The organism is Micromonospora chaiyaphumensis (assembly GCF_900091435.1).
GTDB classification, from domain to species: domain Bacteria; phylum Actinomycetota; class Actinomycetes; order Mycobacteriales; family Micromonosporaceae; genus Micromonospora; species Micromonospora chaiyaphumensis.
The window spans coordinates 24,703-45,054 of sequence record NZ_FMCS01000014.1 but is presented as its reverse complement, the minus strand read 5'-3'; the positions used below and the strand labels follow the sequence as shown (position 1 = coordinate 45,054).

The 20,352-nt window shown below is 73.2% G+C and carries 22 protein-coding genes; 16 read left to right on the top strand and 6 right to left on the bottom strand.

All coding sequences use genetic code 11. The annotated features are described in order from the left end of the window. Nucleotides 1-164: 164 nt before the first annotated feature. The 4 genes from ettA to GA0070214_RS28795 all read left to right on the top strand — a co-directional run bounded on the left by ettA (nt 165) and on the right by GA0070214_RS28795 (nt 3,661). Nucleotides 165-1,841 carry an energy-dependent translational throttle protein EttA gene (ettA, locus tag GA0070214_RS28810; protein ID WP_091269777.1) on the top strand — a complete coding sequence of 559 codons (1,677 nt, stop codon included), beginning with the start codon at nt 165-167 and terminating at the stop codon, nt 1,839-1,841. Beyond that, nucleotides 1,834-2,277, top strand: a complete 444-nt coding sequence (locus GA0070214_RS28805; RefSeq protein ID WP_091269671.1) for an acyl-CoA thioesterase — start codon at nt 1,834-1,836, stop codon at nt 2,275-2,277. The genes ettA and GA0070214_RS28805 overlap by 8 nt, the downstream gene beginning before the upstream one ends. After that, nucleotides 2,274-2,942 (top strand): DUF8185 domain-containing protein, encoded by a 669-nt coding sequence (locus GA0070214_RS28800; RefSeq protein ID WP_091269670.1) that lies wholly within the window; start codon nt 2,274-2,276, stop codon nt 2,940-2,942. The genes GA0070214_RS28805 and GA0070214_RS28800 overlap by 4 nt, the downstream gene beginning before the upstream one ends. Nucleotides 2,943-3,073: 131 nt before the next feature. Beyond that, nucleotides 3,074-3,661, top strand: a complete 588-nt coding sequence (locus tag GA0070214_RS28795) for a type III secretion system chaperone family protein (RefSeq protein WP_091269669.1) — start codon at nt 3,074-3,076, stop codon at nt 3,659-3,661. A 25-nt stretch (nt 3,662-3,686) separates the two neighbouring features. Here the strand turns inward: GA0070214_RS28795 and GA0070214_RS28790 are convergent, their stop codons facing one another. The 3 genes from GA0070214_RS28790 to GA0070214_RS28780 form a co-directional block, all read right to left on the bottom strand. After that, entirely contained in the window at nt 3,687-4,076 is a 390-nt protein-coding gene (locus GA0070214_RS28790; protein WP_208602946.1) for a globin, read from the bottom strand. Between the two features lie 80 nt (nt 4,077-4,156). After that, entirely contained in the window at nt 4,157-5,542 is a 1,386-nt protein-coding gene (locus GA0070214_RS28785; protein ID WP_091269667.1) for an MFS transporter, read from the bottom strand. Nucleotides 5,543-5,790: 248 nt separating this feature from the next. Then, nucleotides 5,791-6,852, bottom strand: coding sequence for a mechanosensitive ion channel family protein (locus GA0070214_RS28780; RefSeq protein WP_244167894.1), 1,062 nt, complete (start codon nt 6,850-6,852; stop codon nt 5,791-5,793). Between the two features lie 286 nt (nt 6,853-7,138). Here GA0070214_RS28780 and GA0070214_RS28775 point away from each other — a divergent pair, with 286 nt between their 5' ends. Beyond that, the gene (locus GA0070214_RS28775) at nt 7,139-7,678 is read left to right on the top strand and encodes an HNH endonuclease (RefSeq protein WP_091269665.1); all 540 of its coding nucleotides are present in this window, start codon (nt 7,139-7,141) and stop codon (nt 7,676-7,678) included. A gap of 7 nt (nt 7,679-7,685) precedes the next feature. Here the strand turns inward: GA0070214_RS28775 and GA0070214_RS28770 are convergent, their stop codons facing one another. The 3 genes from GA0070214_RS28770 to GA0070214_RS28760 all read right to left on the bottom strand — a co-directional run bounded on the left by GA0070214_RS28770 (nt 7,686) and on the right by GA0070214_RS28760 (nt 9,588). After that, nucleotides 7,686-8,504 carry a class F sortase gene (locus tag GA0070214_RS28770; RefSeq protein WP_091269664.1) on the bottom strand — a complete coding sequence of 273 codons (819 nt, stop codon included), beginning with the start codon at nt 8,502-8,504 and terminating at the stop codon, nt 7,686-7,688. A gap of 12 nt (nt 8,505-8,516) precedes the next feature. After that, nucleotides 8,517-9,026: a hypothetical protein gene (locus GA0070214_RS28765; RefSeq protein ID WP_091269663.1), complete on the bottom strand. Its 510-nt coding sequence runs from the start codon at nt 9,024-9,026 to the stop codon at nt 8,517-8,519. A 91-nt stretch (nt 9,027-9,117) separates the two neighbouring features. Next, the gene (locus tag GA0070214_RS28760; RefSeq protein ID WP_091269662.1) at nt 9,118-9,588 is read right to left on the bottom strand and encodes an Lrp/AsnC family transcriptional regulator; all 471 of its coding nucleotides are present in this window, start codon (nt 9,586-9,588) and stop codon (nt 9,118-9,120) included. Nucleotides 9,589-9,730: 142 nt separating this feature from the next. Between GA0070214_RS28760 and GA0070214_RS28755 the strand changes: the two genes are divergently transcribed. From GA0070214_RS28755 to GA0070214_RS28705, 11 genes are read left to right on the top strand one after another with little or no spacing between them, the layout of a single operon-like run. Then, the gene (locus GA0070214_RS28755) at nt 9,731-10,615 is read left to right on the top strand and encodes a tryptophan 2,3-dioxygenase (protein ID WP_091269661.1); all 885 of its coding nucleotides are present in this window, start codon (nt 9,731-9,733) and stop codon (nt 10,613-10,615) included. Between the two features lie 14 nt (nt 10,616-10,629). Further along, complete coding sequence (gene kynU, locus GA0070214_RS28750) at nt 10,630-11,907, top strand: kynureninase (RefSeq protein ID WP_091269776.1); 1,278 nt, start codon at nt 10,630-10,632, stop codon at nt 11,905-11,907. Then, complete coding sequence (locus GA0070214_RS28745; protein WP_091269660.1) at nt 11,904-13,238, top strand: FAD-dependent oxidoreductase; 1,335 nt, start codon at nt 11,904-11,906, stop codon at nt 13,236-13,238. The genes kynU and GA0070214_RS28745 overlap by 4 nt, the downstream gene beginning before the upstream one ends. Nucleotides 13,239-13,258: 20 nt before the next feature. Continuing rightward, nucleotides 13,259-14,740, top strand: coding sequence for a 2-hydroxymuconic semialdehyde dehydrogenase (locus GA0070214_RS28740; protein WP_091269775.1), 1,482 nt, complete (start codon nt 13,259-13,261; stop codon nt 14,738-14,740). A 56-nt stretch (nt 14,741-14,796) separates the two neighbouring features. Next, nucleotides 14,797-15,591: a 2-keto-4-pentenoate hydratase gene (locus GA0070214_RS28735; protein ID WP_091269659.1), complete on the top strand. Its 795-nt coding sequence runs from the start codon at nt 14,797-14,799 to the stop codon at nt 15,589-15,591. Further along, nucleotides 15,588-16,517, top strand: a complete 930-nt coding sequence (locus tag GA0070214_RS28730) for an acetaldehyde dehydrogenase (acetylating) (RefSeq protein WP_091269658.1) — start codon at nt 15,588-15,590, stop codon at nt 16,515-16,517. The genes GA0070214_RS28735 and GA0070214_RS28730 overlap by 4 nt, the downstream gene beginning before the upstream one ends. Then, a complete protein-coding gene (gene dmpG, locus GA0070214_RS28725) occupies nt 16,514-17,575 on the top strand; it encodes a 4-hydroxy-2-oxovalerate aldolase (protein ID WP_091269657.1) in 1,062 nt (353 codons plus the stop codon). The genes GA0070214_RS28730 and dmpG overlap by 4 nt, the downstream gene beginning before the upstream one ends. Continuing rightward, nucleotides 17,572-18,345, top strand: a complete 774-nt coding sequence (locus tag GA0070214_RS28720; protein ID WP_091269656.1) for a 2-keto-4-pentenoate hydratase — start codon at nt 17,572-17,574, stop codon at nt 18,343-18,345. Before dmpG ends, GA0070214_RS28720 begins: the two co-directional genes overlap by 4 nt. Nucleotides 18,346-18,365: 20 nt before the next feature. After that, nucleotides 18,366-18,821 (top strand): RidA family protein, encoded by a 456-nt coding sequence (locus tag GA0070214_RS28715; RefSeq protein WP_091269655.1) that lies wholly within the window; start codon nt 18,366-18,368, stop codon nt 18,819-18,821. Continuing rightward, nucleotides 18,818-19,342, top strand: a complete 525-nt coding sequence (locus GA0070214_RS28710; RefSeq protein WP_091269654.1) for a 3-hydroxyanthranilate 3,4-dioxygenase — start codon at nt 18,818-18,820, stop codon at nt 19,340-19,342. Before GA0070214_RS28715 ends, GA0070214_RS28710 begins: the two co-directional genes overlap by 4 nt. Beyond that, entirely contained in the window at nt 19,342-20,343 is a 1,002-nt protein-coding gene (locus GA0070214_RS28705) for an amidohydrolase family protein (protein ID WP_091269653.1), read from the top strand. The genes GA0070214_RS28710 and GA0070214_RS28705 overlap by 1 nt, the downstream gene beginning before the upstream one ends. Nucleotides 20,344-20,352 lie beyond the last annotated feature (9 nt).

Here is a 20,352-nt window from a genome sequence, read left to right as displayed (position 1 = left end):
CCACACGCGCCGGGGCGGGGTGATGTGGGCGGAGCGGGGCGTACCTGTCAGGATTGACGATGGCGTGCGCGCGGCCGGCCCCGGCCGGCGGCGGCGGGCGGACCTCGCGGCCCGCGCCCGCGCCCGCCAGCTCGCGATCGCAACCGACGGAGGTAGCCCGCACCGTGGCCCAGTTCATCTACGTCCTGGAAAAGGCGCGCAAGGCGCACGGCGACAAGGTCGTGCTCGACAACGTGACGCTGAACTTCCTGCCGGGGGCCAAGATCGGTGTGGTCGGTCCGAACGGCGCCGGTAAGTCCAGCCTCCTCAAGATCATGGCAGGTTGGGACCAGCCGAGCAACGGTGAGGCCCGGCTCATGCCCGGCTACACGGTCGGCATGCTGGCCCAGGAGCCGCCGCTCAACGACGCCAAGACGGTCCTCGGCAACGTCGAGGAGGCCGTCGCCGAGATCAAGACCAAGCTGGAGCGGTTCAACAAGATCGCCGAGCAGATGGCGACCGACTACTCCGACGAGCTGATGGAGGAGATGGGCAAGCTCCAGGAGGAGCTGGACAACGCCGACGCCTGGGACGTCGACTCCAAGCTCGAACTGGCCATGGATGCGCTGCGCTGCCCCCCGCCGGACGCCGACGTGACCCAGCTCTCCGGTGGTGAGCGCCGCCGGGTCGCGCTGTGCAAGCTCCTGCTGGAGGCGCCGGACCTGCTGCTGCTCGACGAGCCCACCAACCATCTGGACGCGGAGAGCGTGCAGTGGCTGGAGCAGCACCTGGCCAAGTACGCCGGCACGGTGATCGCGATCACCCACGACCGGTACTTCCTCGACAACGTGGCCGGCTGGATCCTGGAGCTGGACCGGGGCCGGGCCATCGGCTACGAGGGCAACTACTCCACGTACCTGGAGAAGAAGGCCGCCCGGATGGCGGTCGAGGGCCGGCGCGACGCCAAGATGAAGAAGCGCCTCGACGAGGAGCTGGAGTGGGTCCGCTCCAACGCGAAGGCCCGGCAGACGAAGTCCAAGGCCCGCCTCGACCGCTACGAGGAGATGGCCACGGCGGCCGAGCAGACCCGCAAGCTGGACTTCGAGGAGATCCAGATCCCGCCGGGCCCGCGCCTGGGCAACACCGTGATCGAGGTCAAGAACCTGGTCAAGGCGTTCGGCGACCGGGTGCTCATCGACGACCTCAGCTTCTCGCTGCCGCGCAACGGCATCGTCGGCGTGATCGGCCCGAACGGCGTCGGCAAGACCACCCTGTTCAAGACCATCGTGGGCCTGGAGGAGCCGACCGCCGGCTCGGTCCGGGTCGGCGAGACGGTCTCCCTGTCCTACGTCGACCAGAGCCGGGCCGGCCTGGCGGGCGACAAGACGGTCTGGGAGACGGTCTCCGACGGGCTGGACCACCTCCTCGTGGGCAAGGTCGAGATGCCGTCCCGGGCGTACATCGCGGCGTTCGGCTTCAAGGGCCCGGACCAGCAGAAGCCGACCAAGGTGCTCTCCGGCGGCGAGCGGAACCGGCTCAACCTGGCGCTGACCCTCAAGATCGGCGGCAACGTCATCCTGCTGGACGAGCCGACCAACGACCTCGACGTCGAGACGCTCGGCAGCCTCGAGAACGCGCTGCTGGAGTTCCCGGGCTGCGCCGTGGTCATCTCCCACGACCGGATGTTCCTCGACCGGGTCGCCACGCACATCCTGGCCTGGGAGGGCGACGACCAGAACCCGGCGCGGTGGTTCTGGTTCGAGGGCAACTTCGAGGCGTACGAGAAGAACAAGATCGACCGACTCGGCGCGGAGGCCGCCCGGCCGCACCGGGTGACGTACCGCAAGCTCACCCGTGACTGACCGGTTCGTCTACGACTGCACGCTGCGCTGGTCCGACCTGGACGCGTACGGCCACGTCAACAACTCACGCTTCCTCACCCTCTACGAGGAGGCGCGGGTGGCCATGATGTTCGCCGGCGGCCGGGCGTGGGGCGTCGACTCGTTCGCCGACGGGGTGGTCATCCGCCGGCACGAGGTCGACTACCTGCGCCCGGTCGACTACGCGCTGGGCCGGGCCACCGCGGAGGCGGCCCCCACGGTCCGGATCGAGCTCTGGGTGGAGGAGATCCGGGCGGCCTCGTTCACCGTCGCCTACGAGCTCTACGACCGCGACGTGCTGGCGAGCCGGGCCCGCTCGGTGCTGGTCCCGTTCGACCTGGCCGCGCAGCGCCCCCGCCGGATCTCCGCCGACGAGCGGGCCTTCCTGCTCCGGTACGCGCCCGGGCACCCGGCATGACGACGCCGGCCGCGGGGCACGGGCTGGACGGGGTGGCCGACGCGGGCGCCTTCCTGGCCCGCCTGGTCCGGCTGGACCCGGCCACCCTGGTCCGGCTCCGGCCGGTGCCGGGGGCCGGGCGCACCGCCCTCTGGGCCCGCCTGCCGTGGGACGTGCTCGTGGTCCGGACCGTCCCCGGCACGGCGCCGGGCGACGTCACGGTGGCGGCCGGGGAGCTGCTGGCGGAGCTGTCGGCGGGCGGCGACGCGCTGCCCCGGCGCCGGGACGACGGGTGGCGCTGGCCGCTGCCGCCGGCGGCCAGCCGGGCCGTGGAGGCGCTGCCCGCCACCGAGGTCCGACGGATCGCCGCCGCGGCGGCCGGGACGCTGCGCGAGGCGGCCACCCACGGCGTGGCGGGCCGGGCGGTGGGCCAGCGCGCGCTGCGGGACGCCTTGCTGGACCACGTCGCCGTGGTGGTGACCCCGGACGCGGTGCCCGACGCCCCCGTCGAGGTGCCCCAGCGGCTGGTGCAGGGGCTGGTCCGGATGGGCTTCCTCGGCGACGGCGACGTTCAGGTACGCGTCGCCGGCCGTTGGGTCGGGCTCGTCGGACCGTACGGGGCGGCTTGGTCGCGGAAGGTCGCCGACCTCGCCCTGACGCCCATCGGAGTTCATCCGAACGGATGACCCCTGTTCGTTCTTCCGGTTTGGGGCGGCCGTTGGGGGGATGCCTCATCCCGGCTGTCCGGGTACCGTCCATCCTCGGATCCAACGCACCGTAGGCGGCTGGATCCGCTGGGGAGTGAGGTGCGCGAGCGATGCCGTGGTGGTCATGGCGCCCAGGTCCCGCCGGAGGCGGCGGCGACTCGGAAACTCGAAGCGGGATCACAGTGGAGGACACCGTCCGGGTCGGACCACCGACCCCCCGTCAGCCGGGGGACGACGCGGCGGCCGCGGAGCGGCCCGTGATCGTCGACATGCCGGCGACCGTCGCCCCGGTCACCCTCCGCCGGGTCTGCGACGCGCTCGACCTGCTCGACGTGCGCTACCTGGCCGACGGCGACGGCAACCTGCTGGCCATGTGGGAGCGGCACGCCGTGCTGGTCACCCTGGAGGGCCCCGAGGACGAGATCCTCGTGATGCGGGCCCGGCCGCACGCGACGGTCCCGCCGGACTGGGCCGACCGCGCCTACCGGGTGGTCAACGAGTGGAACCACACCCGGCGGTTCTGCAAGGCCTACATCGGCGACCCGACCGAGCGCGGCCAGTTGCCCATCTACGCGGAGCTCCAGGTCCCGCTCGGCGCCGGCACCCACGACGCGCTGCTGGTCGAGATGCTCGACTGCGGCGCGGCGGTGGCGACCACCTTCGTCGACTGGCTGCACGACGAGGGCGCCCTGCTCTGACGGCCGGGCGCCACCCCGGCGCCGGTCAGCCCTCGGCCGCCGGGTCCTCCATCACGTTCACCATGAAATAGGCGGCCCGCTCCAGGTAGTCCCAGAGCGCGGCGGCGAGCTGCGGCGGCAGGTCCAGCCGGTCCACCGCCCGCCGCATGTGGTGCAGCCAGGCGTCGCGCTCGACGGCGCCGATCCGGAACGGGGCGTGCCGCATCCGCAGCCGCGGGTGGCCGCGCTGCTCCGAGTAGGTGTGCGGGCCGCCCCAGTACTGGATGAGGAAGAGGGTCAGCCGGTCCGCCGCGGGCCCGAGGTCCTCCTCCGGGTACATCGGCCGCAGCAGCGGGTCGGTGGCGACACCGGCGTAGAACTCGTCCACGAGCTTGCGGAAGGCGGGTTCGCCGCCGATCGCCTCGAAGAGGGTCATCGACTCGCCTGGGGAAGTCACGCCACCCATCCTGCCAGGTGCCGCTCCGAGCCGGCCCGCGCCCACCGCCGCAGCGGGAGTCAGGTCACCGCGTGCCGGCGGCGGCTGCGCTCGCCCGGCCGGTCGCCCGCCGTCGACCCCCGGACCGGGGAGTGCCCGCAGCGCTCGCCTTTGGCGGCCGTGGCGCCGGACTCCACCCGGGCGGCCTCGACGGCCGCCTCGATGGTCGCCGGGCGCGGCCAGGTGAGCACCGCGAGGACCATGAGCAGCACGCCCGCGGCGCTCCACGCACCGACCACGGACGGGATGGCGAACCGCTCGGCGAGCGCCCCGGTGGCCAGCACGGCGGCGCCCTGGATGATCTGGGTGCCGCTGGCCATGACGCCGAATGCCCGGGCCCGGTAGCCGTCGGGCAGCACCTGGACGAAGAGGCCGTTCGCGACCGGGATGAGCCCGGCCACCGCGAAGCCGCACGCGGCGGCGAGGAGCGCCACCACGATCGGCGGCGGGTCGAGCAGCGCCGGGACCAGCACCGCCGGAGCGATCACCGCCAGCGGCCGCATGAGGGCCAGCCGGCGGGCCGGGGCGACGAGCCGCCCGACGACGAGCCCGCCCAGGACGTAGCCGACCGGGTTGGCGGCCATGATGACGGCCTGGGCCGTGCCGGTGTCCATGCCGTCCCCGGCCCGCTCGGCGGCCCAGGCCGCGGCGAGCCCCTCGGGGACGATCGAGAAGAGCATCGCGCTGAACACCAGCACGGCGATGGCGCGCAGCACCGGGCGACCGAAGACGAGCGCGAAGCCCTCGGCGGTCTCCCGCAGCAGGTGGCTGCGGTGCGCCTCGGTCATGGCCGGCGGCCGGTCGTGCAGGCCGAAGCGGACCAGCGCCGCGGAGAAGCCGAAGGTGGCGGCGTTGATCAGCAGCGCGGCGGCCGGGTTGACCGCGGCCACCGCCGCGCCCAGCAGGTAACCGAGGACCTGGGCGGCCTGCCCGGTGCTCGCGGAGACCGACAGGCCGACCACCAGCCGGTCACCGGCGAGGATCTGGGGCATCAGCGCCGACCGGGCGGCCTGGCTCGGCGGGTTGGCCAGGGTTGCGGCGAAGATCAGGGCCAGGATCGCCCAGGGTGGCATCCCGGGAAGGGCGACCAGCACCATCAGGGCCATCCGGACCAGGTCGCAGGCCACCATGACCTGCCGGTACCGGTAGCGCTCGGCGAGCGCGGAGAGCAGCGGGCCGCCGACGAGCCAGGGCAGGTAGCTGGCCGCGAAGGCGGCGGCGGAGAGCGCCACCGAGTCGGTCTGCCGGTAGACCAGGACGGTGACCGCGGCCTTCGCCACGTAGTCACCGATCCAGGACAGAGCGCTTGCCGTGAAGAGGACGCGGAATTCCACGAGGCTGAACAGTTCGCGGAAGGTGGCCGGGCCCTCCAGGGCGGGTCGCTCGTCGGACACCGTCGCCTCCATCGTCTCCGGGTCGCCACTCGTGATGGCCTGACCTGGAAACCGTCGTCAGATCTACGGATCAGCGAGGACACGAGCACGCTCCCCAGGGGAGCGTGTTCACCGGATTCTGCCCGATCGTCTGACAACTGGCTAGGGTGAACGGATTGATCGTCGCATCTCCGACTGAACGAACGGACGATACCCGAGGGGCCGCGCGGTGCGCGACCCCCGAAAATCGGCCGGCCCGGCGAGCCGACCGGCGGCCCAGGTCAGGTGGCCCCGCCGGTCCCCGTCTCGCCCCCGGCCGGGGCGCGGGCCGGGAGCCCGGGATAGAGCCGGGCCGCCGCGATCCGCGCCGTGATGCCCGAGTTCTCCAGCGCCTCGGCGAGCCGGCGGCGCAGCTCGCGGCCGACCGCGAACTGCCCGTCGGCGGTGGTCTTGACGACGGTACGGATCACCGCCCCGTCGACCGTCATCTGCTCGACGCCGAGCACCTCCGGCTCCTCGACGATCTGCGACGCCAGCTCCGGGTCCAGCGCGACCGACGAGGCCGCCGTACGCAGCACCGCGGTGGCCTCCTCGGTGCCCGCGAAGCCGATGGGCAGGTCGACCACGACGAGGGCCCAGCCCTGGCTCTTGTTGCCCACCCGGACGATTTCGCCGTTGCGGATGTACCAGAGCACGCCCCGGCCGTCCCGGACCGTGGTGACCCGCAGGCCCACGGCCTCCACGACGCCGGTCGCCTCGCCCAGGTCCACGGTGTCGCCCACGCCGTACTGGTCCTCGATGAGCATGAACAGGCCGGCGATCAGGTCCTTGACCAGGCTCTGCGCGCCGAAGCCGAGGGCCACGCCGGCGATGCCGGCGCTGGCCAGCAGCGGGGCCAGGTCGAAGCTGAACTCCTTGAGCACCATGAGTAGGGCGATGCCGAAGATGAACGCGGTGACCATGCTGCGCAGCACCGAGCCGATCGCCTCGGCGCGCTGCCGCCGCCGCTCCGGCACGAACTGCTCCGGGTCGAGCGTGGCGCTGGGGATCCGCTCCCGCAGCGGGCGGAGCATGGTGGGCACCGCGCCCTCGGTCGTGGTCCGCACCAGCCGGTTGATGGTGCGGTGCAGCGCCCAGCGGGCGGCCACGGCGAGCAGCAGGATCAGCGCGATCCGCAGCGGCTTCAGGACGATCCAGTAGCTGCCCTCGGCGAACCAGGCCGAGCCCGTGATGTCCCAGACGTTCTTGCACCAGGTGTCGGAGCGGCAGTCGGCGGACGGAGACGGGGACGGGCTGGGGTCGACGGCGGACAGCGCGTGGAGCAGCAGGTTGGCGGGACTCACCCTGCTTTCGTACCGCAACGCCGCTGGGCGCCTGCTGCCGACCCGCCCGGCTCCCGCCCGCGGGGCGGCGGACCGATCATCGCGGGCGGAACCGGTCATCTTGGCACGGGCGGAGAAAGCTTCACGAGGGTACCCCGGATTAGTGCGTGCAATCCGGGGCGCGATCAGGGACTATTGGCGCAACGGACGTCGGTGATCCGGCCGGCGTCGGTGTCGTTCCCCGCTGCCCGCGGGGCGGTCCCGGCGCAGCGGCGGCAGGAGCGGCTGGACCGGGAGGGTGAGCACGATGCCTGACATACGACCCGCGGTGGGCTCCGGTGCACTCGTTCTCAACGCCACCTACGAGCCCCTGTGTGTCGTGTCGGTGCGTCGCGCCGCGATCCTCGTCCTCTCTGCCAAGGCCGTCTGCGTGGCCGACGGCGAGGGCATGCTGCACAGCGCGCGCAACGCGCTCCCGGTGCCGTCGGTCGTCCGGCTGACCCGCTACGTCCGGGTCCCCTACCGCACCCACGTCGGGCTCTCCCGCCGGGCGATCTTCGCCCGGGACGGCTGGCGCTGCGCCTACTGCCGCGGCCCGGCGGAGACCATCGACCACGTCTTCCCGCGCAGCCGGGGCGGCCGGCACGCCTGGGAGAACGTGGTCGCCGCCTGCGCCCGCTGCAACCACACCAAGGGCGACAAGACGCCGGCCGAGCTGGGCTGGCGGCTGCACAACCTGCCGGCGGCCCCGAAGGGCACGGCATGGCGGGTGCTCGGCCACCGGGCGCCCGACCCGCGCTGGGCCGACTGGCTCGACCTGCGCGAGCCGGAGCCCGAGGCGGCCTGAGCGGCGGTCACCGGGCCTTCACGAGCGACGCGTAGACCACGAGGTTGTCCGCGTACCCGGTCTCGCCGCCCACCCAGCGCCCGCCACAGGTGATCAGCCGCAGGTTGGGCCGGCTGAAGTCGCCGTAGACCTCGCCCACCGGCAGCCGTTCCTTGCCGTACCGCTCGATCGAGGTCACCTCGAAGACGGCCACCGACCGGTCCTGCCGGGTCACCTCGATCCGGTCGCCGTCGTCGAGGTCCTTGAGGTCGTGGAAGACGGCCGGCCCGGTGGTGGTGTCGACGTGCCCGACGATGACGGCCGGGCCGTACTGGCCCGGGGTGGGCCCCTGGTCGTACCAGCCGACCTCGCCGGCCCGCCCGACGTCCGGCACCGCGATGCTGCCGTCCGGCGCGATGCCGACCCGGTGGACCGGCGCCCGCAGGTCGATCTTGTTGATCGTCAGGTCGGTCGGCGGGCTGCCGGACAGCACCGGGAACTTCTTCGGCGGCGGGCGCAGCCCGGCGGTGAGCTGTGCGGGCAGCACGCTGATGCCGGTCACCCGTTCCACCCCGAGCATGGCGACGATCAGCGCCATCACCGCCGCGACCACCAGCACCGGGGCGCCGGGGCCGCGCCGGACGGCGTACCGCCAGCGGCCGCCGGCCGCGGCCTGCCGGGCCGGCGGCACCGGGCGGGCCTGCGGGTCGGCGGTGGTGACGCTCGCCGAGAAGGCGTGCCCGGCGGCGCGGGCGAACCGGCGCGAGGCGCGGGACACCAGCCGCAGGCCGGTCCCGACCCGGGACCCGGCCCGGTGCCGGCCCCGGCGGCGCGGTGAGCGGGCCATGGCCGCACCTCGTCAGAAGCGGCTACCGGTCTTGCGGCGGGCGCCGACGCCGGCCACCACGGCCACCGCGACCAGGCCGCCGACCAGCAGCAGCGAGCCGGGTCCCCGGCCGCCCGCGGTGCCACCACCGCCGGTCGCCGGGCCCTTGCTCGGCTGGGCCATGTTCAGCACCGTGAGCATGGTGGAGGCGGTCTGCCCGTTGGAGCAGTCCAGGTTCACCGGGTAGTCGCCGGGCGCCTTGTTCCCGGGCACCGTGACCGCCCCGGTGAGGAAGCCGTTGTCCGGCCGGAGCATCACCCGGCCGAAGGCGTCCGAGGTGACCTGGGCCTGCCGGTCGTTGTTGTTGTCGCAACTGGCCCGGATGCTGACCCGGGAGCCGGCCTGGACGCTGTTCGGCGTGACCTCGACGAAGACGTTCTCCCCGGCGCGGGCCGGCGAGGCGGTGGTCAGGACGAACGCCGCGACGAGACCGAGAAGCCCCAGAACGGCCAGGAGCGCGCGGTGTGACAGAAGCCCTCGCATGATTCCCCCCTTCCGGTGCGGCGCACCGGAATCCTGCTGACGGGCAGCGCGGGCTGCATTCCCCCTGACCTGGGGGCAAACCCGGGGGCGGTCAGCGGCGCCGGCCGGCCGGGGACGTTCCGGGCGGCGGGAGCGGCGTGACGGGGTGCCAGTCGAGCGGGGTGGAGAGCACCATGGTGCTGGACGGCTGGCCGTACGGAGCGAGGCGGTCGATGACCTCCTCGAACTCGCCCATCGTGCCGGCGGCCACCTTCAGCATGCTGCACGCGTCGCCGGTGATCCGGTGAATCTCCATGATCTCCGGCCAGTCCGCCACCGCGGGGTCGTTGAGGATGCAGCGGGACCCGTAGCAGGACATCCGGATCAGCGCGAGCACCGTCCGGCCGGCCCGGGTCAGGTCCACGTGCGCGTGGTAGCCCGTGATCACCCCGGACTCCTCCAGCCGGCGTACCCGCTCGGCCACCGCCGGCGGGGACAGGTGCACCCGGCGGGACAGCTCGCTGTAGGAGAGCCGGGCATCCGCCTGGAGCTCGCGCAGCAGCGCCCAGTCCATGTCGTCCACGCGGTGACCTTTCTTCCGTGAAGTCGAGGGCCGGACACGCCTTCGGCGTGACAGGTGAGACCACCGTACCGCCGTTGAACAGGCATTCCATCTGCGGATCAACCAGCGGCATCATGTCGTCTACCCCGGCGTACGGAGGGAGATGACGGTGGAACAGACGACGGCGGTGCGGCCGGCGACCCCGCAGCAGCGGGCGGTCCGCGCGGCGCGCAACGGCGGCGAGCCGACCCTGGAGTTCGCCGACCGGGTGCCCTACGACGCGTACGTCCACGCCAGCACGCTGCACCAGCTACAGCAGCCGCTCAGCGACGACCCGGGCGAGATGTCCTTCCTCATGGTCAGCCAGATCATGGAGCTGTACTTCAAGCTGACCTGCCACGAGCTGCGCCACGCGCAGCGCGAGCTGCGGGCCAACCGGGTCTGGGACGCGCTCCCACCGCTGCGCCGCGCCGCCCTGCACCTGGAGGGCCTCAACGCCGCCTGGCAGGGGCTGCGCTGGATGAGCCCGGCCGACTTCAACCGGTTCCGGGACCGGCTCGGCGAGGGCTCCGGCTTCCAGTCGGCCATGTACCGCCAGCTGGAGTTCGTGCTCGGCCTCCGCGATCCGGCGCTGATCCGCCCGTTCCGCCGGCAGACCGAGGTGCACGCCGAGCTGACCGCCGCGCTGGCCGCCCCGAGCCTGTGGGACGACGTGGTCGCGCTGCTCGCCCGGCGCGGCTTCGAGCTGCCCGACGACCTGCTGGAGCGGGACGTGGCGACCGAGCACGAGACGCACCCCGCCGTCGAGGCGGCCTGGGTGCGCATCTACGCCGACGGCGGCCCCGACAACCACCTGCGCCTGCTCGGCGAGGCGCTGACCGAGGTGGCCGAACGGTTCGGCGACTGGCGCTGGCACCACATCAAGGCGGTGCAGCGTTCGATGGGCGCCAAGGTCGGCAGCGGCGGCTCCGCCGGGCTGGCCTGGTTGCAGCGGAGCATGGCCCGGGTGGTCTTCCCGGAGCTGTGGTCGGCCCGTACCGCGATGTGACCGGAGAGAGCAGCATGCACACCCCCGAAGAAGACGCGCACGCCCGCGACGCCGCCGACCCCGGCCACCGGCACCTGTTCCTCGTGCCGCCGGCCGATGGCGGGCGCTACCCCGAGGTGGCGTACCTGGCCGGCAACTCGCTGGGCCTGCAGCCCCGGGCCACCCGGGAGGAACTCCTCGCCGACCTGGACGCCTGGCGGCGGCTGGGCGTGGAGGGGCACCTGGAGGCGGAACGGCCCTGGCTGCCGTACCACGAGCTCCTGACCGCGCCGGCCGCGCGACTGGTCGGCGCCCGCCCCGCGGAGACCGTGGTGATGAACTCCCTCACGGTCAACCTGCATCTGCTCATGGTGAGCTTCTACCGGCCGGCGGGGGAGCGGACCCGGATCGTCATCGAGGACAGCGCCTTCCCCTCGGACAGCTACGCGGTGCGCAGCCAGGCCCGCTTCCACGGCCTCGACCCGGACACCGCCGTCGTGCGGCTCAAGCCGCGCCCGGGCGAGGACACCCTGCGGACCGCGGACGTCGTCGACTTCCTGGCCGCCGAGGGGCAGACCGTGGCGCTGCTGCTGCTCGGCGGGGTCAACTACCTGACCGGCGAGCTGATGGACATCCCGGCGATCACCGCCGCCGGGCGGGCCGCCGGCGCGGTGGTGGGTTGGGACCTGGCGCACGCCGCCGGCAACGTGCCGCTGGCGCTGCACGACTGGGACGTGGACTTCGCCGCCTGGTGCTCCTACAAGTACCTGAACTCCGGGCCGGGGGCGCTGGGCGGCGTCTTCGTCCACGAGCGCCACCTGGGCGACCCCGGGCTCCCACGCTTCGAGGGCTGGTGGAGCACCGAGGCGGCCACCCGGTTCGAGATGACCCCGGTGTCCCGGCCGCCGGCCACCGTCGAGGCGTGGCAGATCTCCAACCCGCCGATCTTCGCGATGGGTCCGGTGCGCACCTCGCTGGAGCTGTTCGACTCGGTCGGCATGCCCGCGCTGCGCGAGCGCAGCCTCCGGCTCACCGGCTACCTGGAGGGGCTGCTCGACGAGGTGACCGCCGACCGGCCGCTGACCGTGGTCACCCCGCGCGACCCGGCCCGCCGGGGCTGCCAGCTCTCCGTGCGGATCGGCGCGGGCAGCGCCAACGAGCTGACCAAGCGGCTGCGGCACGAGCACGGCGTGATCGCCGACGCCCGGGAGCCGGACATCGTGCGGTTCGCGCCGGTGCCGCTCTACTCGACGTACCACGACTGCTGGCGGGTCGCCGACGCGCTGGCCGCGACGGTGGAGGCCACCTCATGAGTACGGAACGCGAGGAGATCGCCGTCGTCGGCGCGGGGCTGGCCGGCTGCCTGCTGGCCTGCTTCCTGGCCCGGCGCGGCTACCCGGTCGCCCTCTACGAGCGGCGGCCGGACCCGCGCACCGGGACGGTCGAGCGGGGCCGCTCGATCAACCTGGCGCTCTCCGAGCGCGGCCTGGACGCGCTGCGCCGGATCGGGCTGGACCAGCAGGTGATGACCGACGCGCTGCCGATGCGCGGCCGGATGATCCACCCGGTGGAGGGCGAGCCGCAGTTCCAGTCGTACAGCGTCTCCGGTGACCGGGCGATCAACTCGATCAGCCGGGGCGCGCTGAACAACGCGCTGCTCGACGCCGCCGCCGCGCTGCCCGGTGTGCGGATCGCCTTCGACCACCGGCTCGTCGGGCTCGACCCGGCCACCGGCGAGATGACCTTCGAGACCCCGCAGGGCAAGGTCACCGAGATCGCCTCGGTGGTGCTGGGGGCCGACGGCGCCGGCTCCGCCGTGCGCGGGCAACTCCTCGCGTACGGGGCGCTGACCGAGAGCCTGGACTTCCTCGACTACGGCTACAAGGAACTCACCATCCCGCCGATCGGCGGCGAGTTCGCCCTGGACCCGGGCGCGCTGCACATCTGGCCGCGCGGCACCTCCATGATGATCGCGCTGCCCAACCCGGACCGCTCCTTCACCTGCACGCTGTTCTGGCCGACGCACGGCACGCAGAGCTTCGCCTCGCTGGGCAGCCCGGCCGCCATCGAGCGGTACTTCGCCACCCACTACCCGGACCTGGTCCCGCTCGCCCCGAACCTGGTCGACGACTACCAGCACAACCCGGTCGGGGTGCTCGGCACGGTCCGCTGCACCCCGTGGCAGCTCGACGGCCGGGTGGGCCTGCTCGGCGACGCGGCGCACGCCATCGTGCCGTTCTACGGCCAGGGCGCGAACTGCGCGTTCGAGGACGTGGTCGAGCTGGACCGCTGCCTGGACGAGTGCGGCGACCACTGGGCGTCGGCACTGCCGCTGTTCCAGCACCGCCGGCAGGCCAACGCCGAGGCCATCGCCCGGATGGCGCTGACCAACTTCGTGGAGATGCGGGACAAGGTCGCCTCGCCGGTGTTCCAGACCCGCAAGAAGATCGAGCACGCGCTGGAGCGCGCCCTGCCCGGCCGCTACGTCTCGCAGTACGAGCTGGTCTCGTTTTCCACCACCCCGTACGCGGAGGTGCGCCGCCGGGTGCGCCGCCAGTACCGGGCGGTGGGGGCGGTGGCCGCCGGCGCGGTGGCGGCGCTGGCCGGGGCGGCGGTGGCGCTCGGCCGAGGGAGGCGAGGATGACGCTCTGGGATCCCCGGCTGATGGCCGGGCACGCGCCGGACGGCCCCGGCCTGCTGCGCAACTTCGTCGGTGGCTCCTTCGTGGACGCCGGCCCGCGGTTCACCAAGCGCAGCCCGGTCACCGGCGAGCCGGTCTTCGAGGTGGTCGAGGCCGGCGAGTCCGTCGTGGACGACGCGGTCACCGCGGCCCGGGCGGCGCTGCGCGGCCCGTGGGGCCGGATGGGGGAGCGGGAGCGCGCCGAGGTGCTCCGCCGGGTCGCCGACGAGCTGGAGCGCCGCTTCGACGACCTGGTCGCCGCCGAGGTGGCCGACACCGGCAAGGCCATCTCGCAGGCCCGCACGCTGGACATCCCGCGCGGGGCGGCCAACTTCCGGGCGTTCGCCGAGATCGTGGCGACCGCGCCGACCGAGTCGTTCACCACGGTCACCCCCACCGGCGGCCGGGCGCTGAACTACGCGGTCCGCAAGCCGGTCGGCGTGGTCGCGATCATCGTGCCGTGGAACCTGCCGCTGCTCCTGCTCACCTGGAAGGTCGCCCCGGCCCTGGCCTGCGGCAACGCCGTGGTGGTCAAGCCCAGCGAGGAGACCCCGGCGTCGGCGACCCTGCTCGCCGAGGTGATGGCCGCGGCGGGCGTGCCCGAGGGCGTGTTCAACCTCGTGCACGGCTTCGGCCCCGGCTCGGCCGGTGAGCACCTCACCCGGCACCCGGGCGTCGACGCCATCACCTTCACCGGGGAGTCGGCCACCGGCAGCGCCATCATGCGCGCCGCCGCCGACGGGGTGAAGGCGGTCAGCTTCGAACTGGGCGGCAAGAACGCCGGCCTGGTCTTCGCCGACGCCGACCTCGACGCGGCGGTCGCCGGCTCGGTCCGGTCCAGCTTCACCAACGGCGGCCAGGTCTGCCTCTGCACCGAGCGGATCTATGTGCAGCGGCCGGTCTTCGAGGAGTTCACGGCCCGGCTGGCCAAGCGCGCCGACGAGCTGGCGTACGGCTGGCCGGCCGACGAGGCCACGGTGAACATGCCGCTGATCTCGCACACCCACCGGGACAAGGTGCTCGGCCACTACGAGCTGGCCCGCACCGAGGGCGCCGAGGTGCGTGCCGGGGGCGGGACGCCGCGCTTCGGCGATGCCCGCGACGGCGGCGCGTACGTGCAGCCGACCGTGCTCACCGGGCTGGGCCCGGACGCCCGCACCAACCGCGAGGAGATCTTCGGCCCGGTGGTGCACGTGGCGCCGTTCGACGACGAGGACGAGGCGTACGCCCTGGCCAACGGCACCGACTACGGCCTGGCGGCGACGGTCTGGACCCGGGACGTGGGCCGGGCGCACCGGGCCGGGTCCCGGCTGGACGCCGGCATCGTCTGGGTGAACACCTGGTTCCTGCGCGACCTGCGCACGCCGTTCGGCGGGGTGAAGGCGTCCGGGATCGGCCGGGAGGGCGGGGTGCACTCGCTCGACTTCTACTCCGAGCTCACCAACGTCTGCGTGGACCTCTCATGAGTGCGCGGTCCGGGCAGAATGGCTCGCGCCGTATGCGTTCGCAGCGAGGAGCCGGGATGACCGTCGACATCGAAGCCGCCAACCGGGAACTGGCCGTGGCCCGGCAGGACGAGAAGCCGTGCCCGCCGTTGCGCGGCCGGCTGCTGCCGGAGGGTGACATCGAGGCGGCCTACCAGGTGCAGCAGGTCTACACCCGGCAGCGGCTCGGCAAGGGCCACCGCCGGGTCGGCGCGAAGATCGGCCTCACCTCCCGCGCCGTGCAGGAGAACTTCGGCGTCTTCCAGCCCGACTTCGGGGTGCTCTTCGACGACATGGCCGTCGGCGACGGCGTCGAGGTGCCGATGAACCGGCTGCTCCAGCCCCGGGTGGAGGCGGAGATCGCCTTCGTGCTCGGCACCGGCCTGCCCGACGAGCGGGTCACCACCGTCGACCTGATCCGGGCCGTCGACCACGTGCTGCCGGCCATCGAGATCGTCGACTCGCGGATCGCCGGCTGGGACATCTCCATCGTGGACACCGTGGCGGACAACGCCTCCAGCGGGCTCTTCGTGCTCGGCACCGCACCGCGCCGACTGGCCGACGTGGACCTGCGGCTGTGCGGGATGGTGCTGGAGCACGCCGGCGAGCCGGTGTCGGTGGGCGCCGGGGCGGCGTGCCTCGGCAACCCGCTGCACGCCCTCGAGTGGCTGGCCGGCACCATGGCCCGCGCCGGCGACCCGCTGAAGGCCGGGGACGTGGTGCTCTCCGGGGCGCTCGGCCCGATGGTGCCCGTGACACCGGGCGCCTCGTACGAGGCGCGGATCTCCGGGCTCGGCTCGGTGCGGACCTGTTTCTCCAAGGAGGCCTCATGACCGTCGGCGTGGCGGTGCTCGGGTCGGGCAACATCGGCACCGACCTGATGATCAAGGTGCTGCGGCTGAGTGACAGCCTGCGGATGGTGGCCATGGCCGGCATCGACCCCGAGTCCGACGGCCTGGCCCGGGCCCGGCGGCTGGGCGTGGCGACCACCGCCGAGGGCGTGGACGGCCTGGTGGCCATGCCGGAGTTCGCCGACGTCGAGCTGGTCTTCGACGCCACCTCGGCCGGCGCGCACCGGCACCACGACGCGGTGCTGCGGGCGCACGGCCGGACCGTTGTCGACCTGACGCCGGCCGCCATCGGCCCGTACGTGGTGCCGCCGGTCAACCTCGACGAGCACCTGCGCGAGGCCAACGTGAACATGGTGACCTGCGGCGGGCAGGCCACCGTGCCGATCGTGCACGCGGTCGGCCGGGTCACCCCGGTCGCGTACGGGGAGATCGTCGCCTCGATCGCCTCGAAGTCGGCCGGGCCGGGCACCCGGGCCAACATCGACGAGTTCACCGAGACCACGGCCCGGGCCATCGAGGTGGTCGGCGGCGCCGAGCGCGGCAAGGCCATCATCGTGCTGAACCCGGCCGACCCGCCGCTGCTCATGCGGGACACCGTCTACTGCCTCTGCCCGGACGCCGACGCCGACCGAGCCGCGATCGCCGCCTCGGTGGCCGACATGGTGAAGTCCGTGCAGGAGTACGTCCCGGGCTACCGGCTCAAGCAGGACGTGCAGTTCGACCGGGTGGACACGTACGCGCCCGTGCTGGGCCGGCACTTCACCGGGCTCCAGGTCTCGGTCTTCCTGGAGGTCTCCGGCGCCGGGCACTACCTGCCCGCGTACGCCGGGAACCTGGACATCATGACCTCGGCCGCGCTGCGCACCGCCGAGCGGCTGGTCGCGCTCCGGAAGGTGGCCGCGCGATGACCGACCTCTACATCCAGGACGTGACGCTGCGCGACGGCATGCACGCCATCGCGCACCGGTACACGGTGGACCAGGTACGGACGATCGCCGCCGCGCTCGACGCGGCCGGGGTGGCCGCCATCGAGGTGGCGCACGGCGACGGCCTGGCCGGCTCCAGCGTCAACTACGGCCACGGCGCGGCCGGCGACGCCGACTGGATCGCCGCCGCCGCCGAGGTGCTGACCAGCGCGCGGCTCACCACCCTGCTGCTGCCCGGCATCGGCACCATCGCCGACCTGAAGGCGGCCAAGGCGCTCGGTGTGACAAGCGTCCGGATCGCCACCCACTGCACCGAGGCCGACATCTCGGCGCAGCACATCTCCTGGGCGCGGGAGAACGGCATGGACGTCTCCGGGTTCCTCATGATGTCGCACATGAACGACCCGGCCGGGCTGGCCGCCCAGGCCAAGCTCATGGAGTCGTACGGTGCGCACTGCGTCTACGTCACCGACTCCGGCGGGCGGCTGCTGATGTCCGACGTGGCCGAGCGGGTCGACGCGTACCGGCAGGTGCTCGACCCGGAGACGCAGATCGGCATCCACGCCCACCACAACCTGTCCCTCGGCGTGGCCAACAGCGTGCTGGCCGTCGAGCACGGCCGGATCCCCGGCCCCGGGCCGGCCGGCGCGGACGCCCCGCACGGCCGGACCGTCCGGGTGGACGCGTCGCTGGCCGGTATGGGCGCGGGCGCCGGCAACGCCCCGCTGGAGGTCTTCGTGGCGGTCGCCGAACTGCACGGCTGGAAGCACGGCTGCGACGTGTTCGCGCTGATGGACGCGGCCGACGACCTGGTCCGCCCGCTCCAGGACCGGCCGGTCCAGGTCGACCGGGAGACGCTCTCCCTCGGGTACGCGGGCGTCTACTCCAGCTTCCTCCGCCACGCCGAGCGCGCCTCCGCGAAGTACGGGGTGGACGTCCGCTCGATCCTGGTCGAGCTGGGCCGGCGCCGCATGGTCGGCGGCCAGGAGGACATGATCGTGGACGTGGCACTGGACCTGGCCGGTAAGGAGAACTCATGATCGGGCCGGACATCGCGGGGATCGCCGACAAGCTGGGCGCGGCGGCCGACACGGCCACCGCGATCCCGCAGCTCGCCGCCGAGACCGGCCTCGACGTGGACGCCGCGTACGCCGTGCAGACCGCGCTGCTGCAGCGGCGCCTCGACCGGGGCGAGCGGCTGGTCGGGCTGAAGATGGGCCTGACCAGCAAGGCGAAGATGGCCCAGGTCGGCGTGGACGAGGTCATCTGGGGCCGGCTCACCGACGCCATGCGGGTGCCCGACGGCGGCAGCGTCGACGTGGCCGGCTTCATCCACCCGCGGGTCGAGCCGGAGGTGGCGTTCCTGCTGGACCGTCTCCCCGAGCCCGGCGAGCCGGTGGGCGCGTTCACCGAGGCGGTCCGCGCGGTCGCCCCGGCGATCGAGCTGATCGACTCCCGGTACGCCAACTTCACCTTCTCCCTGCCGGACGTCGTCGCCGACAACACCTCGGCCGCCGCGTTCGTGGTCGGGCCCTGGTCGCCGGTGCCGGACGGGCTGGACAACCTCGGCGTGCTGCTGGAGATCGACGGCCGGGTGGCCCAGGTCGGCTCGACCGCGGCGATCCTCGGCGATCCGCGCCGCGCGCTGGACGAGGGCATCCGCCTTGCCGGCCGGCACGGCGTCCGGCTCCGCGAGGGCTGGGTCTTCCTGGCGGGCGCGGCCACCGCCGCCGTGCCGCTGCGCCCCGGCGCGCACGTCCGGGCCGTCGTGGAGAAGCTCGGCACCGCGTCCCTGAGGGCGGCGGCGTGAGCGCGAGGAGTGAGTCGGGTTTGCGAGCCCCGCAGTCGCGAACGGAGAAGGCTCAGACCGCCCGCGTGGTCGCCGGGAAGGCCGTGCCGCGCGGCGCCTTCCCGCACGTCAAGGTCGCCGGCGGGTTCGTCTTCGTCTCGGGTACGTCGTCGCGCCGGCCGGACAACACCTTCGCCGGTGTCGCGGTGGACGAGTTCGGCACCACCGACCTCGACATCCGGGCGCAGACCCGGGCGGTGGTCGAGAACATCCGGGACCTGCTCCGCTCGGTCGGCGCCGACCTGACCGACCTCGTGCAGGTCACCAGCTACCTGGTCAACATGAACGACTTCGGTGGCTACAACGAGGTGTGGGCGGAGTTCTTTGACGCCACCGGGCCGACCCGGACCACGGTGGCCGTGCACCAGCTTCCGCACCCGCACCTGCTCATCGAGATGCAGGCCGTGGCCCTACTTCCGTCGGGAGGTCCGTCATGAGTGAGATCGCCGAGCCGTTCAGCTTCTCCGGCTGGATCGGCGAGAACCAGCACCTGCTCAAGCCGCCGGTGGGCAACAAGGAGATGCTGCCGGGCAGCGACGACTTCATCGTCATGGTGGTCGGCGGCCCGAACCAGCGCACCGACTTCCACGTCGACCCGTACGAGGAGTTCTTCTACCAGGTCAAGGGCAACATGCACATCAACCTGATGCTGCCCGAGGGCCCGCGGACGGTGCACGTGCGCGAGGGTCAGATGTGGATGCTGCCGCGCAACACCCCGCACTCGCCGCAGCGCCCCGAGGCCGGCTCCATCGGCATGGTGATCGAGCGGGTCCGCGAGGAGGGCACGCTGGAGAAGTTCCAGTGGTACTGCCCCCAGTGCAGCCACAAGGTGCACGAGGTGGAACTCCAGGTGCGCGACATCGCCGCCGACCTGCCGCCGGTATTCGCGGCGTTCTACGGCGACGAGAAGGCCCGCACCTGCACCAACTGCGGCGCGCTGCACCCGGGCAAGGGCTGATGCCCGGGCCCGTCGTGGACGTGCACACGCACGTCGTACCCAAGGGGTGGCCGGATCTCGCCGCGGCCTGCGGCGGGTCCGGCTGGCCCTGGCTCCGGGTGGATTCCGAACGGGCCGCCATGATCATGGTGGGGGAGACGGAGTTCCGGCCCGTCGGCGCGGAGTGCTGGGACCCGGAGACCCGGCTCGCCGACATGGCCGCCGACGGCGTGGACGTGCAGGTGGTCTCGCCCACCCCGGTCTTCTTCAGCTACGACCGCCCCGCCGACCAGGCGGTCAAGGTGGCCCGGATCTTCAACGACCTGACGCTCTCGGTCACCGCGGCGGGCGGTGACCGGCTGGTGCCGTTCTGCCAGGTGCCGTTGCAGGACCCGGACGCCGCCTGCGCCGAACTCGACCGCTGCCTGGCCGCCGGGCACGCCGGGGTGGAGATCGGCAACCACGTCGGCGACCGCGACCTCGACGACGCCGGCATCGTGCAGTTCCTGACCCACTGCGCCGAGGTGGGCGCGCCGGTCTTCGTGCACCCGTGGGACATGCCGGGCGGGCCCCGGCTGGACCGCTGGATGGCCCGCTGGCTGACCGGAATGCCGGCCGAGACGCACCTGTCGGTGCTGGCGCTGATCCTCGGCGGTGTCTTCGACCGGGTGCCGGACACGCTGCGGATCTGCTTCGCGCACGGCGGCGGCAGCTTCCCGTTCTGGCTGGGCCGCGCCGACAACGCCTGGCACCGCCGCGGCGACCTGGTCCGGGGCGCGTCCAGCGCCCCGCCGAGCGCCTACGTGGACCGGTTCAGCGTCGACTCGGTGGTCTTCGACCCGGCCGCGCTGCGGCTGCTGGTCGACACCATGGGCGAGGACCGGGTGCTCGTGGGCAGCGACTACCCGTACCCGCTGGGGGAGCGACCGGTCGGCCAGGTGGTGCGCAAGGCCGACTTCCTCACCGCCGACCAGCGCGACAAGCTGCTGTCCCGCAACGCCCTGCGCTTCCTGCGCGGCTGACCGCGCCGC

Coding starts and splice junctions, on each gene's coding strand:
- dmpG (WP_091269657.1), top strand. CDS start 16,514: ATGACCGACCTCTACATCCAGGACGTGACGCTGCGCGACGGCATGCAC.
- GA0070214_RS28735 (WP_091269659.1), top strand. CDS start 14,797: ATGACCGTCGACATCGAAGCCGCCAACCGGGAACTGGCCGTGGCCCGG.
- GA0070214_RS28745 (WP_091269660.1), top strand. CDS start 11,904: ATGAGTACGGAACGCGAGGAGATCGCCGTCGTCGGCGCGGGGCTGGCC.
- GA0070214_RS28775 (WP_091269665.1), top strand. CDS start 7,139: ATGCCTGACATACGACCCGCGGTGGGCTCCGGTGCACTCGTTCTCAAC.
- kynU (WP_091269776.1), top strand. CDS start 10,630: ATGCACACCCCCGAAGAAGACGCGCACGCCCGCGACGCCGCCGACCCC.
- GA0070214_RS28730 (WP_091269658.1), top strand. CDS start 15,588: ATGACCGTCGGCGTGGCGGTGCTCGGGTCGGGCAACATCGGCACCGAC.
- GA0070214_RS28720 (WP_091269656.1), top strand. CDS start 17,572: ATGATCGGGCCGGACATCGCGGGGATCGCCGACAAGCTGGGCGCGGCG.
- GA0070214_RS28785 (WP_091269667.1), bottom strand. CDS start 5,542: ATGGAGGCGACGGTGTCCGACGAGCGACCCGCCCTGGAGGGCCCGGCC.
- GA0070214_RS28705 (WP_091269653.1), top strand. CDS start 19,342: ATGCCCGGGCCCGTCGTGGACGTGCACACGCACGTCGTACCCAAGGGG.
- GA0070214_RS28710 (WP_091269654.1), top strand. CDS start 18,818: ATGAGTGAGATCGCCGAGCCGTTCAGCTTCTCCGGCTGGATCGGCGAG.
- GA0070214_RS28790 (WP_208602946.1), bottom strand. CDS start 4,076: ATGACCCTCTTCGAGGCGATCGGCGGCGAACCCGCCTTCCGCAAGCTC.
- GA0070214_RS28765 (WP_091269663.1), bottom strand. CDS start 9,026: ATGCGAGGGCTTCTGTCACACCGCGCGCTCCTGGCCGTTCTGGGGCTT.
- GA0070214_RS28800 (WP_091269670.1), top strand. CDS start 2,274: ATGACGACGCCGGCCGCGGGGCACGGGCTGGACGGGGTGGCCGACGCG.
- GA0070214_RS28770 (WP_091269664.1), bottom strand. CDS start 8,504: ATGGCCCGCTCACCGCGCCGCCGGGGCCGGCACCGGGCCGGGTCCCGG.
- GA0070214_RS28740 (WP_091269775.1), top strand. CDS start 13,259: ATGGCCGGGCACGCGCCGGACGGCCCCGGCCTGCTGCGCAACTTCGTC.
- GA0070214_RS28795 (WP_091269669.1), top strand. CDS start 3,074: ATGCCGTGGTGGTCATGGCGCCCAGGTCCCGCCGGAGGCGGCGGCGAC.
- GA0070214_RS28755 (WP_091269661.1), top strand. CDS start 9,731: ATGACGGTGGAACAGACGACGGCGGTGCGGCCGGCGACCCCGCAGCAG.